11 protein-coding genes are annotated in these 13,586 nt (G+C 63.8%); 5 read left to right on the forward strand and 6 right to left on the reverse strand.

Annotated features, from left to right (window positions below; genetic code table 11):
* Positions 1 to 9: 9 nt before the first annotated feature.
* Complete coding sequence (locus tag AB8B02_RS27110; protein WP_439056936.1) at positions 10 to 873, reverse strand: LysR substrate-binding domain-containing protein; 864 nt, start codon at positions 871 to 873, stop codon at positions 10 to 12.
* A 95-nt stretch (positions 874 to 968) separates the two neighbouring features.
* On the opposite strand from AB8B02_RS27110, the gene AB8B02_RS27115 reads away from it, so the two are divergent.
* From AB8B02_RS27115 to AB8B02_RS27125, 3 genes are all read left to right on the forward strand, one after another.
* Positions 969 to 1,895: a DMT family transporter gene (locus AB8B02_RS27115; RefSeq protein ID WP_439056937.1), complete on the forward strand. Its 927-nt coding sequence runs from the start codon at positions 969 to 971 to the stop codon at positions 1,893 to 1,895.
* 3 nt (positions 1,896 to 1,898) lie between these two features.
* Positions 1,899 to 2,663, forward strand: a complete 765-nt coding sequence (locus tag AB8B02_RS27120; RefSeq protein WP_439056938.1) for an MBL fold metallo-hydrolase — start codon at positions 1,899 to 1,901, stop codon at positions 2,661 to 2,663.
* Between the two features lie 73 nt (positions 2,664 to 2,736).
* On the forward strand, positions 2,737 to 4,041 hold the full coding sequence (locus AB8B02_RS27125; protein ID WP_439065666.1) for an NRAMP family divalent metal transporter: 1,305 nt from the start codon (positions 2,737 to 2,739) through the stop codon (positions 4,039 to 4,041).
* Here AB8B02_RS27125 and AB8B02_RS27130 read toward each other — a convergent pair.
* From AB8B02_RS27130 to AB8B02_RS27150, 5 genes are all read right to left on the reverse strand, one after another.
* Entirely contained in the window at positions 4,038 to 4,811 is a 774-nt protein-coding gene (locus AB8B02_RS27130) for a TIGR02186 family protein (RefSeq protein ID WP_068737508.1), read from the reverse strand. The two genes, AB8B02_RS27125 and AB8B02_RS27130, sit on opposite strands and share 4 nt — an antisense overlap.
* Complete coding sequence (locus AB8B02_RS27135; protein WP_439065667.1) at positions 4,808 to 5,737, reverse strand: sulfite exporter TauE/SafE family protein; 930 nt, start codon at positions 5,735 to 5,737, stop codon at positions 4,808 to 4,810. Before AB8B02_RS27135 ends, AB8B02_RS27130 begins: the two co-directional genes overlap by 4 nt.
* Positions 5,738 to 5,952: 215 nt before the next feature.
* Positions 5,953 to 6,768, reverse strand: a complete 816-nt coding sequence (locus AB8B02_RS27140; protein ID WP_439065668.1) for a hypothetical protein — start codon at positions 6,766 to 6,768, stop codon at positions 5,953 to 5,955.
* A gap of 115 nt (positions 6,769 to 6,883) precedes the next feature.
* Positions 6,884 to 10,294 (reverse strand): hypothetical protein, encoded by a 3,411-nt coding sequence (locus tag AB8B02_RS27145; RefSeq protein WP_439065669.1) that lies wholly within the window; start codon positions 10,292 to 10,294, stop codon positions 6,884 to 6,886.
* 227 nt (positions 10,295 to 10,521) lie between these two features.
* Complete coding sequence (locus AB8B02_RS27150) at positions 10,522 to 11,109, reverse strand: TetR/AcrR family transcriptional regulator (RefSeq protein WP_349636628.1); 588 nt, start codon at positions 11,107 to 11,109, stop codon at positions 10,522 to 10,524.
* 77 nt (positions 11,110 to 11,186) lie between these two features.
* On the opposite strand from AB8B02_RS27150, the gene AB8B02_RS27155 reads away from it, so the two are divergent.
* Complete coding sequence (locus AB8B02_RS27155) at positions 11,187 to 11,573, forward strand: nuclear transport factor 2 family protein (protein WP_439065670.1); 387 nt, start codon at positions 11,187 to 11,189, stop codon at positions 11,571 to 11,573.
* Positions 11,574 to 11,671: 98 nt separating this feature from the next.
* The gene (locus AB8B02_RS27160; RefSeq protein ID WP_439065671.1) at positions 11,672 to 13,462 is read left to right on the forward strand and encodes an acyl-CoA dehydrogenase C-terminal domain-containing protein; all 1,791 of its coding nucleotides are present in this window, start codon (positions 11,672 to 11,674) and stop codon (positions 13,460 to 13,462) included.
* Positions 13,463 to 13,586 lie beyond the last annotated feature (124 nt).

Genomic DNA, 13,586 nt, shown 5'->3' on the forward strand with positions numbered 1-13,586 from the left:
AGAGCGGCCTTACGCCGCCTTCGCCTGCACGCTATCGCAGAACGCGGCGAGGTGGTCGGCAAGCCGCAGCGTTGCCGGGCTCGCGTCGGGCGCGGCCATCAGCGTCACTTCAGTCTGGTCGATCGGCGCGAAGCCTTCCTTCGCTGTCAGAATGCGATGATCGGCCTGGATAGCCATGTCGGACAGGATGCTGAGGCCAAGTCCGGCGGCGACCGCGGCCTGGATGCCGGCGAGGCCGGAGCTCGTATAGGCCATATGCCAGCTGCGGCCTGCCGCCTCGATGGCATGGATCGCGCGGGTCCGGTAAAGGCAGCCGGCGGGAAAGCCGATCAACGGGACCGACCGGATGGCGGGGTCGATCGGATGCGCCTTGCTCGTGACCCAATGGATCCGCTCGGGCCACACCGCAATGCCACCTTTCTCACCGGCGGCGCGCTTGAACAGTGCCAGGTCGAGTTCGCCGCGTTCGAGATCGCGGCGCAAATACGTGCTTTGGTCGGCGCGCACGTCGAGCCGCAAGCCGGGCCGCGACCGCGAAAAATTCGCCAGCAATTCGGTCAGGCGATAGGCCGCGAAATCCTCGGGGATGCCGAGCCTGACAGCGCCTTCATTGGTCGGGCGCGCCAGTACGTCGCGAGCTTCCTCCGCCAGCGCCAGCAGTCGTCGCGCATAGGACAGCAGCCGCTCGCCGGCTTCGGTCGGGGTCACGTCCTTGCCGGCGCGGTTCAGCAGCGGCTGGCCGATATCCTCTTCCAGTCGCTTGATTTGCTGGCTGACGGTGGATTGGGTGCGGTGAACGCGCTCGCCGGCGCGGGTAAAGCCGCGGGCATCGACCACCGAGACGAAGCTGCGCAGGAGTTCGAGATCCAGCATCGGCTGTCCATTCGTTTTTCAACTGACAACAAGTATATCATTTAATTTCCAAATGAGAAGGCGGGCGCATAGACCGGTGGCAAAGGAGATTTCCGATGTCCCTCGCGCCGTCAGTCGCGGTTCCTCGTGCCGCCTTCAATCCGCTGCCGATCTATATCGGCATCTTCTGTCTGCTTTGGAGTTTCTCCTTCGTCGCAGGGAAGATCGCCGTCACCGATTGCCCGCCGCTCATTTTGCTCGCCGCGCGGTTCTCGCTCGCTGGTGTTCTGATCCTTGGCATTTCCGCCCTGCGCCGCGGTGCCTGGTCGCTGTCCTGGCGCGATGTTGCGGCTTACGCCGTCATCGGTCTGGCCAATAACGCGCTGTATCTCGGCCTCGGCTATACCGGCCTGCAAACCATCTCCGCCGGTCTCGGTGGCCTGGTCGTCAGCGCAAACCCGGTGTTTACGGCTGTGTTCGCAGCACTGTTGCTGAAGGAGCCGCTCACCGGACGCAAGGTCGCCGGGCTCTTGCTCGGCATCGCCGGCGTCGCCTCGATCGTCTGGCACCGCATATCGGTGGGCACCGACAGCGCGCAGGGCATCGTATTCACGCTGGCGTCGCTCGCGTCCATCGTGACCGGGACGATCCTGTTCAAGCTGCTGGCTCCGAAGGGCAGCCTGTGGCTCGGCAACGGCGTGCAGAATCTTGTGGCCGGCGTGGTGCTGATCCCGGTGGCGCTCACGTTTTCCGATATTGGCGCGATCGTGCCGAGTGCGCGATTGATCGCTTCGTTTGCATTCCTGACATTGGGCGGTTCTATCCTCGGTTATCTACTGTGGTTTCATCTCCTGAAGACCTGCGGCGCCACTGCTGCCAGCGCCTATCACTTCCTGATGCCGCCCCTCGGCATGCTGTTCGCCTGGATGGTGCTCGGCGAGCATGTCGAAAGTCGTGATCTCCTGGGGATCGTCCCGGTCGCCCTCGGTATCTATCTCGTCACCAGACCGGCCGCTTTACCAGTACCCTTGCGACAGGAGTAATTCATGTCCCTCACTATCACCCTGATCGGCGGCCCCACCGCGCTGATCGAAATCGACGGCTTCCGGTTGCTCACCGATCCGACCTTCGATCATCCGGGCGCCTACAAGCTGCCGCATGTCACGCTGGAGAAACTCGTCGGCCCCGCGATCTCCGCTGCGCAAGTCGGCGCGGTTGATGCGGTGTTGCTCAGTCACGATCAGCACTCCGACAATCTTGATAATTCCGGGCGCGATTTCCTGCGCCACGCGCCGCGCGTGCTGACAACCATTGCGGGCGCCAGGCGCCTCGGTGGGGATGTTGAAGGTCTCGCGCCATGGGACAGCACTGAGCTTACAGGCAAGGATGGTCAGTCGCTGACGATCACCGCGACCCCGGCGCGTCATGGCCCGGCCGGCATCGAGCCGCTGTCGGGCGATGTCATCGGATTCGTGCTGAGCTCGAACGCGCCAGGGAGCAGGCCGATCTACATTACAGGCGACACGGTCTGGTTCGATGGTGTCGCCGAGGTCGCGCGGCGTTTTCCGGCCGGCGTAGTGCTGCCCTTCGCCGGCGCGGCGCAAACCCGCGGGCCATTCCACCTCACCATGGACACCAACGACACGATCGAGACGGCGCGCGCATTTCCCGATGCGACGATTGTGCCGGTGCACACCGACGGATGGGCGCATTTCAAACAGAGCGCCGGCGATCTGCGCGCATCCTTCGATACGCTCGGCTTCGGTGCCCGTCTGCGTATCCTCGAACCGGGTGTGCGAACCTTGATCTAGCCCATTGCCAGTCCCTGCTTCGGAACGTTAGCTGCGACGGCACGTTGCCGAGCGGTGAGATGGCAGAGATCAGATGTCGGACCAGTCCAGCGAGAAGCCTGATGATCAGAAGGAAGAAGCTACTGGTCCGAAAGGCTTTCTGAAACGGCTTGGTCCTGGTCTGATCACCGGCGCTTCCGACGACGATCCTTCCGGCATCGGCACCTATAGCCAGGCCGGGGCGCAGCTCGGCTACGGCATCGGCTGGACCATGCTGCTGACCTTTCCGCTGATGGTCGCAATCCAGGAAATTTCCGGACGCGTCGGCAGCGTGACCGGTCGTGGCATTTCCGGAAATGTCTGCCGGCACTATCCGGCATCGCTGCTGCATCTCATCGTGTCGCTGCTGTTCATCGCCAACACGATCAACATCGCGGCCGATCTCGGCGCCATGGCCGATGCCACCAAGCTGCTCGTTGGCGGTCACGGCATCATTTATGTCGTTCTGTTCGGCGCGCTCTCGGTGGGCGCGCAGATTTTCTTCGACTACAAGCGCTACGTCTCGGTGCTGAAGTGGCTGACGCTCTGCCTATTCTCCTATGTCGCCGCGCTTGCGGTCGTGAAGGTCGACTGGAGCGCGGCTCTCACAGGCATCCTGCTGCCGCAAATCACCTGGAGCGGCTCGTATCTCACCACCATAGTCGCCATTCTCGGGACGACGATTTCGCCATATCTGTTCTTCTGGCAGGCCTCGCAGGAGGCGGAGGACGAACGTATCGATCCCGCCAAAGCTCCGTTGATCGAGAGGCCGATTGGTGCCGCGATGGAGTTTTCGCGCATTCGGGCCGACACGATCGTCGGCATGGCATTTTCGAACCTGATCGCGCTGTCGATCATCATCACGGCTGCGGCCACGCTCAATGCCTCCGGCAAGACGGATATCGAGACCTCGGCGCAGGCGGCTGAAGCCTTGCGTCCGATCGCCGGAGTATTCGCAGAGTGGATATTTGCGCTGGGCATCGTCGGCACGGGTCTGCTGGCGATCCCGGTGCTCGCAGGCTCAACTGCTTATGCTGTCGGCGAAGGTCAGCGCTGGCTGGTCGGACTCGATCGCAAGCCGCGCGAGGCCGTGGCGTTCTACTCGGTTCTGGCACTGTCCGCGGCGATCGGGATCGCGCTGAATTTCACCTCGATCAACCCGATCTCGGCGCTGTACTGGAGCGCGGTCATCAACGGCGTGCTCGCCGTGCCGGTGATGGTGCTGCTGATGGTGATGTCGCGCCGCAAGGATGTGATGGGCGATTTTGTGATCAAGGGGCCGTTGCACTGGCTCGGTTGGCTGTCGACTGCAGCAATGGCCGTCAGCGTGGTGGCGATGGTCGCCGGAATCTTTCTTTAATCCCGCCTGAACACGATCGACGCGGCCCAGCCGGACATCAGCGCCATCGCGGCGGTGAGCAGCCCGTAGATGAAACCGTGATTGCGCGCGGCATTGGCGACGAACTGCTCGAAGCCGACCTTGACGATATCGAACGCCGTCTCCGCTTTCGAGATCAGCGCACCGTCGGCGAACAATTTGATCTCGACATCATAGGTTCCGATGGGGACTTCGGCGGGCAGCGGAATGCTGGTTCGGAACAGCGTCGGTGTCAGGAATGTCACCGCTGAGGTCTCCTCGCGATACAGTCCGTGTTCCTTGCGCAGTCGCACAAAGGCGCTCCGGAACGGGTCTGTGGCCACGACGTCCGCATAGTCGGTGCCGACGCGCTGGGTCAGCAGGACGTTATTGATTCCGAGCTGCTGGCGGCGCTGTACGTCGGCAGGCGCTATGGCGTCCATAGGACGGTTGGAAAACACGGCGAGATAGGACGGCACCTGCAGGAATTGGCGCGAATCCGTGTTGATCCAGATGCCGAAGCGGCGCTCCTTGCGCCGGGTCATGAGGTCGGTGCGCGGTCCGTTGACGGTGACGACGAGATTGTAGTTGTTGCGGCCGGGCGGTGTCTTGTCGTCTTTCTCGACAGCGCCGAACAGCACCAGTTCCTCGCCGGCATAATTCGGCGTCACGGTCACGCGATGGTTCGACACCGAAACGATCAGTTGCTCGGCGCGGGCCGGGGCGAGCATTCCGATGCCGAGTGCGGCGATGATCGGGAGCGCGCGTATCATGGAGCGACGCCTCCGGTATCGCGGATCGTGAACAGATCCGCGGGGCGAACGACCAGTTCCACCGCGAAGCGGACGCCGACCGCCAGGATCAGCAGGCCCAGCAGCAGGCGCAAATGCTCGCCGCGAATCTTCTGCCCGGCGCGGGCGCCGAATTGTGCGCCGGTGACGCCGCCGACCATCAGGATGAGGGCCAGCACCGCATCGACCAGATGATTGGTGATGGCGTGCAGCAATGTCGCGATCACCATGGTGACCAGCGTCAGCACCATGGATGTGCCGATGACCGTCGAAGTCGGAATGCGCAGCCAGTAGATCAGGATCGGGATCAGGATAAAGCTGCCGCCGATGCCCATCACGGCGCCGATGAAGCCGATCAGGAGACCGACGGCGATCACCGGGATCACGGAGAGATAGATCTTGGAGCGCTTGAACCGCATCTTGAGCGGCAGGCCGTGAACCCAGCTATGGCTGCCGGACCGGCGCAAGTTCACGGGATCACCGCGCCGGATGCGCAGCAGCGCGCGCAGGCCCTCCCAGAACATCAAGCTGCCGACGGCGGTGAGCAGGATCACATAGGACAGCGAGATGGTGAGGTCGAGCTGGCCGAGATTGCGCAGCTGCGTGAAGGCCCACACCCCGAGCGCCGTGCCGACCACGCCGCCGGTCAGAAGCACACTCGCAAGCGCGGGATCGATGGCGCGGCGTCGCCAGTAGGACAGCGCGCCGGAGAAAGACGAGGCTGCAATGTGGCTTGCAACTGACGCGACCGACACCGCGGGGGCGATGCCGACGAAAATCAGCAGCGGTGTCATCAGGAAGCCGCCGCCGATCCCGAACATGCCGGAGACGAAGCCGACTGCAGCGCCCATCGCCAGGATGAGCAACACATTGATCGGAATGTCGGCGATCGGGAGATACAGTTGCACGCGCGTTCGCTTCGGAATTCTGGCCCTGAGTTGGGCCGAAACCGCTCACGGCGTGGTTCTGGAGGCGGCGCGGATTGCGAGCCGCGTCCCCGTCTTAGACGATATCGTCCGTTGATGGGATTAAAGAATTCGGTAAAGGCGCGGTTTTCCGCCTCCACCGATGATGCACCTTTCAAGGTGGTAAATTTTGTTGGGCCAGGCGCAGGCCGGCGGTGTCACGACTTCCTGCCCGGATCGGTGACGAGGTTCATGGCGGCGGCCTCGCTGGTGCCGAGCCAGCGGATTTTCTCGGTGGCTGACATGGCTTCCACGACCGACGAGGCCACGCCCATCTTGGTCATGTAGCTGAGCACATAGCCCATGGTGCGCTGCGCGGACGCAACAGGATCTGCCCCCGGCTTGGGCGACACGAAGCGGTGAACGCCCAGCTTTGAGCCCTCGACACCGATGCGGGCCTTGCCGCCGGCATAGGTCATCACGCAGGCGCTGGCGCAATAGGATGGTTTGATCCGGCCGGCCGAATCCACCGTGCCCACCGCCGTAGTCAGCCCGCGCGCGCGGATGATCTCGCCCATGATGATGGCCTGGCCGACATTTCCGCCCGGAGACGACAGCAGCACGGTATCGCCGGGCGCGAGTTTGGCGTCATCGAGCTTTTCGCGAAACCAGCTCGCAGTGGCCGGGCCGATCTCGCCCGTGATCGCCAGCGCTGGACGACCGCGGCCCGAATTGTCCGGATCGAGATTGGCGACCTCCGAAGACGCCATGCTCGGCGAGACATAGAGGTCTTTCCAATAGGCCCAGGCCTCCGGTTTGGAGAGCTCCTGATAGGCCTGCGCGCCGATGCCGCCGAATATCACGACCGCGAATGCGACCGAGGGCCAGTTGAACCATTTGCTGCGCGGTGCCTCGGGCGGCGGGGGCTGCGATGGGGCAGGCGGCTCGGCGGGACGTGCGGCCCAGGGGTTGACCGTAGGGATCCCTGATGGGCGTTCCGCGTCCCCCGGTGTGTCGTCATTCCGAAAAGACAAATCAATTTCCTCGTCGTTCAGTCCGGCTCGGCGCGCACTTCACCGCGGCAAGTCTGCTGAAGGTTTGTTGAGGAAATAAGACCGCCGGTTCGATCCGGCGATCCAGAAATCTGGCCTAGCGCGCAGCCCGCTTGCCCATCGATGCTTTCGCCCCGGCCTGTGCCGGCGTGGCATCCCAACCGCCCGCGGGAGTGGCCACGTTAATGGCGTCTTCGGGCTGGCCTTCCGGCGCGAAAGTCTGGACCGCCAGCCTGGCGGCGGCCAGCGACTGGGGATCGAGGCGCTTGGCGATGTCATCGCGCTTGCGGCCGGCATCGACGTCGCCCTGGGCTCCGGCGAGGCTGAACCACTTGAAGCTCTCGGCAAGGTTCTGTTCGACGCCGATGCCGCGGGCATAGAGAATGCCGAGATTGAACTGGCTGTCGGCCACGCCGCGATCGGCAGCCTTGCGGAACCAGTACGATGCGCTCTTGTAGTTGGCACCCTTGGCGCCGCCATCGGCATCGAGCACGGCGAGATTGTGCATCGCCTTGGCGTTACCACGGTCGGCGGCGAGCACGTAATAGCGGCGGGCGACGTCGAGATCCTTCTTCGCGCCGAGGCCCTTCTCGAACAGCGCGCCCAGGCGGAACATGGCCGGCACGACATTGGCCTGTGCCGCGCGGTCATACCACTTGGCGGCTTCGTCGTAGTTCTGCGCTACGCCCTTGCCCTCGGCATAGCGGACGCCGATTTCGAACGCGGCAGAGGCGTCGCCCTTGAGCGCCGCGTTGCGCAACGCGGTGCTGCCGATAGTCTCGGGCAGGCGCTCGCCGGCGGGGATCGAGGCCGTGGTGATCTTCTGACCGCTCGACGGCAGCACTGGCCCGGTGGCGCTGGCCTGCGGCGCGGCAATGCTGCCGGTCACGTCGGGTGACACATAAGGCACGGGCGCGGCCTGTGGCACTGGCTGCGGCGCAGGCTCGACGGCGGCGGGCGGCGGGGCGATCAGCGACTGCTTGCCGATCGGGGTTGGCGATGTCATCGACGGCGTGGCCGGCGCGGGTGCAGCAGGCTTGCTCTGGATTTCGGCCGGCTCGGGCGCGTTCAGCTGCAGCGGCGGTGCCGAGTGAATATTCTCGGCCACTGGCGCCGGCGAGCCGCTGTCCAGCAGCGTCATCGCCATCTTGAACGAGCCGAGCACGATCACGACCACGCTGGCGCCGACCAGCAGCGAGCGGATCTTCGAGCCGATCGTGGAGGATGACTTTTCGCTATCCGCGAGCTGCGGCCCGGGTCTGGTGGCCTTCGATTTGTCGGTCCTGGATTTGTCAGACCTGGACTTGTCGTTGCCGGTTGCGGCGGCAGCCTGTGCGGCGCGGCGCGCGGCAGCAATGAAACTGGACGCGGTGGCCTGTTCGGGGGCATCGACGGCGATTTCGCTGATCGCGTCTTCCGACGCAGCGATGCGTTCGGATGGCGATGCGCCGCGGCCTTGCGGACGCGTGCCGGGTTCGAGCGGATGATCCGGCGGCAGCGCCGGGTCAACCATCGGGCGCGGCGACGGACGCTCGGCAGCGGGTGCAGACTGCGCGACAGGTTTTGCCGCGGGCGGTGGATCGAGAATATCGCTGATCGCCTTCGGCATCGGGAAGGCCGATGCCGGTTCGTGAGAGATCGCGGTTGCTGCGAAGTCGCGCGGCGCGGCGTCGAAATGAACCTGCGGCGGACGCACCGCGACCTGCGACGGCGCAGCCTGTGGCTTCACCGGATTGGGCATCTGCGGACGCGTCGGAGCCGGCACCGAAACGGCTGGTGCACTCGCCGGGCGCGAGGTCGGAGCGGGTGTTGCAACAGGCGCGGATTGCTTGGCAGGCGCGGCGCCGACCGCGCGCAGATCGCCCTCGATCCTTGCGAGGCGATCGACCACATGGCCGAGCGTGGAGTGAACGACTTCCAGCGAATCCTGCGTGTGGCGGTCGGTTTCCGACTGGCTGAAGCGCATGTCGGACAGTTCGCGCTTGATCGTGTCCACCAGGCCGGGATCGACCGATGGCGCCTTGCTGCGGGGATTGTCCAGCGCGGCGAACATCGACTGCTGGCGTTCGAGATGGCGCAGGATGTCCTGCAGCCCGTCCTCGACGCGGCCGAGATTGTTGCCGCGCGTATCGGTGATGTTCTCCATCCGCTCGAGCAGATAGGAGACGCGCTGTTCGAGATGCGCGAAGGCCGACGACGAGTCATTGCCGACCGGCATATGGTCGAGACGCTCGGACAGCGTCCGCAATGCGGTTTCCAGATGATCCGAGCTGGCCATGACAGCCGGGCGCTCGCGATTTTCCAGCGCTGCCGTCAGCGTCATGATGCGCACCTCAAGCGCGGCAAAGGAATCGCTGTTGTCGGCGCGTGCGAGCTGATCGACCTTCGACGACAGCGTCTGCAGGTCGTCGCTGAGACGGCCGAGCGCTTCGTTGGAGGCGACGTTGGAAACGATGGCGCGCAGCGCAGCGATCGCGCCCTGCAGCTGTTCCATGGTGCCGGGATCGTTGCTCGAGCGCACGATCAAGTCGATCTTGCCGCCGAGATTGCGGATCGCCTCGTCGAAGCCGGCGAGCTGTTCGGCCGGGGTCAGCGTGGTCAGCGTCTTGTGGATGTCGGCCAGTGCGCGTTCGAGATTGGCCAGCACGTCGCCGTCGATACCGCTGTGGCGGTTGTCGTCGATGCGGCGGCCGAGTTCACGGATCTCGTTCTCGATCGACTCGATGGCGCGGCGCGGCATCGCTTCGGTGATGACGTTGCGGATGTCGGCAAGCTCGCTGCGGAAGGCCGCGATCGACTGCTCGATATTATTGTCCGGGCGCTGCAGCGCATCGATCTTGGTCGTGATCTGGAATAGCTGGCGTTCCAGGCCAGACATATCCGGCATGAAACTCTGCGGTGGCGCGGCGGGCTGCGCATAAGGAGGCTGCACGAAGGACGGCGCAATCGGCGGGGCGTTGCGCGGGGCCATGCGCGGCGTGCCGTCGAGTTCGCCCTGGCGGGCGGCGATCTCGGCGATGGCGAAATCCAGCGAGAACGGATCGATCGGCGGTGAGGCGCTATAGACCTGATTGGCAGCGCGCTCGACCATATCGATGCGCGGCTGCTGCGGCGGCATCTGAGGCTGCCGATGGACCGGCTCGCTGATCTGCGACAGGCGCGCATCGAGCCGCGAGATCGCGTCATTGAGCTGGCGCGCGACGCCGGGCTCGCTGTTGCGCTGTGCAGGCTTTGAGAAGAGTTCGATCTGCCGGGCAATGGCGTCGAGCCGCTCGTGGATTTCGACGACATCGGCAGCGTCGCGCTGCGGCAGCGCCGCACGCGGGGTGAGGAGGCGTTCCTGGTCACGCGGGCGTGCGTTGGGCGAGTTGTAGCGCGGGGGAGCTTCGCCGATGGTCGAGTTCAGCCAGTCGCCGAGCGACATGCCGGCACGGCGCGCCGCAGCTTCGGCCCGCTCGCGAACCGATGGCTCAATCCCGTCAACACTCCACGATACGCGCGAATTCATGCTTTGGTCCGGTTCCGAGCTTGACGCCCACCAGCGCCTGCAGCCTCCCCCGCGCGTCCCATTGTGAAGACAATCGTAACGTGCGCGGGTCGTCTGCCTCTGATCCGGACTTTTCAGGGTTAGGGTAAATAACGGGTTAAGGATCGGGCTCGGCCAGCCTTAAAAGTTAACTCGCTGATACACTTGCGCCGATTTGCAGGTAGGATCGGATGTCTCTGGCTTTGGCGTCAGCGCGTAAACAGCGCACTCAAATCGTCGACATCCAGTTCGGTGATGGCGCTGTGGCGCGGATCCATCACCGCGGACTGGCCGATATAGGCCCAATAGAGAAACTCGGCGCGGGGCAGTGCCCGCTGGCTTTCCACCCCGGCCTCAATCAACCATTTCGCCATATAGCCGACCCGCCTCGCATCCACCGAGGCGACCATTTTGGCGACGTCTGTGTCGGTCGAGGCCATGGCGCGGATGGCACGGTCCAGGCTGCGATCTTCGTTGAAAGCGAGCTTCATCAGGTGGGTCAGACGTGCGGCGCCAGCGACCGAGGCGTCGATCCCCTCGATCACCTGATCGGTCGTCCGCTCCTGCCAGCGCTGCAGAAGCTGTAGTCGAAATTCAGATATGTCTTTGAAATGCCAATAGAAACTTCCGCGTGACACATTCAGCCCAGTGGCCAGTGCGCCGACCTTCAGCGCGTCGGCGCCTTGCCGCGCGAGGATCCTCAGCCCGTGGTCGAGCCAGGCCGAGCGCGTCAGGCGGTCTTTGGTCAGTTGGTCATCCATTCCCCGACCATACACATGTGTATTGACGAAATCCACGCTCTGGCGTTAACGTCCATGCAGAAGTGTATGGAGTGGCGCTGGCCGAACAGTGCCCGATGCGGGAGGGAGAGCCGATGAGCGTGAGCGGCCTCGATAGATGGTACAGCTTCATGCGGTCTCATGATCGGGCGATGCTGTGGGACCTGCTGCATTCGGACGCCGTGTTCGAAAGCCCGGTCGTGCATGCGCCGCAGCGGGGCCGTGAGATCGTGTTCAAGTATCTGACGACTGCAGAGAAAGTGCTGGGTGGCGCTGGCTTCGCTTACAAAGGCGAATGGCGCAGCGACAACGGCGCGGTGCTCGAATTCGAGAACGAGATCGAAGGCATCAAAATCAATGGCGTCGACATGATCACCTTCGCCGATGATGGGCGCATTACCCACTTCAAGGTGATGGTCAGGCCGCTTAAGGCCATCAACCTGTTGCACCGGTTGATGGGCGAGGAATTGGCGCGGCAATGAGCCGCCAGCTGCCTGCTTCATCTCCGATAACAATCGCGTAAATCTGACACGGCGGCGCCGTATCATCCGATCAATCGAATTCAAACCGAGAGAATTCCATGCCCAGCTACAAAGCCCCGCTCGAAGACGTCGGCTTCCTGCTCAACGACGTGTTTCAGTTCGATCGCTACAACAATCTGCCCGGCTTTGCTGACGCGTCCGCCGATGTGCGCGAAGCGATTCTGGGCGAAGCCGCCAAGCTCAGCGAAGAAGTGCTGCAGCCGCTGAATCGTGTCGGCGATCTCGAAGGCTGCAAGCGCAACGACGACGGCAGCGTGACGACGCCGAAAGGCTTCAAGGAAGCCTATAAGCAGGTCGCCGAGGGCGGCTGGCTCGGCCTCTCGGCTCCCGCTGAATTCGGCGGTCAGGGTCTGCCGGTGACGCTGTCGCAGACCGTCGCTGAATTCCAGATCTCCGCCAATATGGCGTTCTCGATGTATGGCGGCCTTACCATGGGCGCGACCGCAGCACTCATCGTGCACGGCAAGCCCGAGCAGAAGTCGATGTTCCTGCCGAAGATGGTCGCCGGCGAATGGACCGGCACCATGAACCTCACCGAGCCGCATTGCGGCACGGATCTGGGTCTGCTGCGCACCAAGGCCGCGCCGCAGGCGGACGGTAGCTACAAGATTTCCGGCACCAAGATCTTCATCTCGGCCGGTGAGCACGACCTTGCCGACAATATCATCCATCTGGTGCTGGCCCGCATCGAGGGCGCACCAGCCGGCATCAAGGGCGTGTCGCTGTTCGTCGTGCCGAAGTTCATGGTCAATGCCGATGGATCGATCGGCGCACGCAACGGCGTGATGTGTGGCTCGATCGAGCACAAGATGGGCATCCACGGCAATTCCACCTGCGTGATGAATTACGACGGCGCCACCGGCTGGCTGATCGGCGAAGAGAACAAGGGCATGCAGGGCATGTTCGTGATGATGAACGAAGCCCGTCTCGGTGTTGCCGTGCAGGGTCTCGCGCAGTCCGAAGTCGCCTATCAGAACGCGGTTGCCTATGCGAAGGATCGCCTGCAGGGCCGCTCGCTGACCGGGCCGAAGTCGCCGGACAAGCCGGCCGATTCGATCATGGTTCATCCGGACGTGCGCCGCACGCTGCTCACCATCCGCGCCTTCAACGAAGCCGCCCGTGCCATGGTGGTGTGGACCGCGCTGAAGAGCGACGTCGCGCATCGCTCGGACGATCCGAAGGAGCGTCAGGCTGCCGACGATCATATGGGCCTGATGACGCCCGTGCTGAAGGGCGTGCTCACCGATGGCGGTTTTGCCAACGCGGTGTCGGCGCAGCAGATGTTCGGTGGCCACGGCTATATCGCCGAATGGGGCATGGAGCAGTTCGTGCGCGACGCGCGTATTGCCATGATCTATGAAGGTGCCAACGGCATTCAGGCGCTGGATCTGGTCGGCCGCAAGCTGCCGCGCGACGGTGGCCGTGCTGCGATGGCGTTCTTCGGCGAGGTCGGCGCATTTGCGAAGGCGCATGGCGCTGACGAAGCCATGAAGCCTTACGTCGATCCGCTCTCGAACGCGCTCGGTCATCTGCAGCAGGCGACCATGTGGTTGATGAACAACGCCATGATGAAGCCCGATAATGCCGGTGCCGGCGCCACCGATTACATGCAGCTGTTCGGCCTCACCGCCTTCGCCTATATGTGGGCGAAGATGGCCAAGGTGGCGCAGGACAAGATTGCCACTGATGGCGCGACACCCTATCTGACCACCAAGCTGGTCACCGGCCGCTTCTTCATGGAGCGGATGTTGCCCGAAACCGCACTCCATCTCGCCCGCATCCAGACGGGAAGCGCGACGACGATGGAGCTTCCTGCGGAAGCGTTCTAGTCACTATATGCGCCGTCATGCCCGGCCTTGTGCCGGGCATCCACGCCTTGGCGGCGCGCGAGAGAAGACGTGGATGGCCGGGACATCTAGCGAAGCCGCGCTTCGCGCTTTTGCCCCGGCCATG

Origin of the sequence: Tardiphaga sp. 862_B3_N4_1, assembly GCF_051811085.1 — a bacterium.
Taxonomy (GTDB): domain Bacteria; phylum Pseudomonadota; class Alphaproteobacteria; order Rhizobiales; family Xanthobacteraceae; genus Tardiphaga; species Tardiphaga robiniae.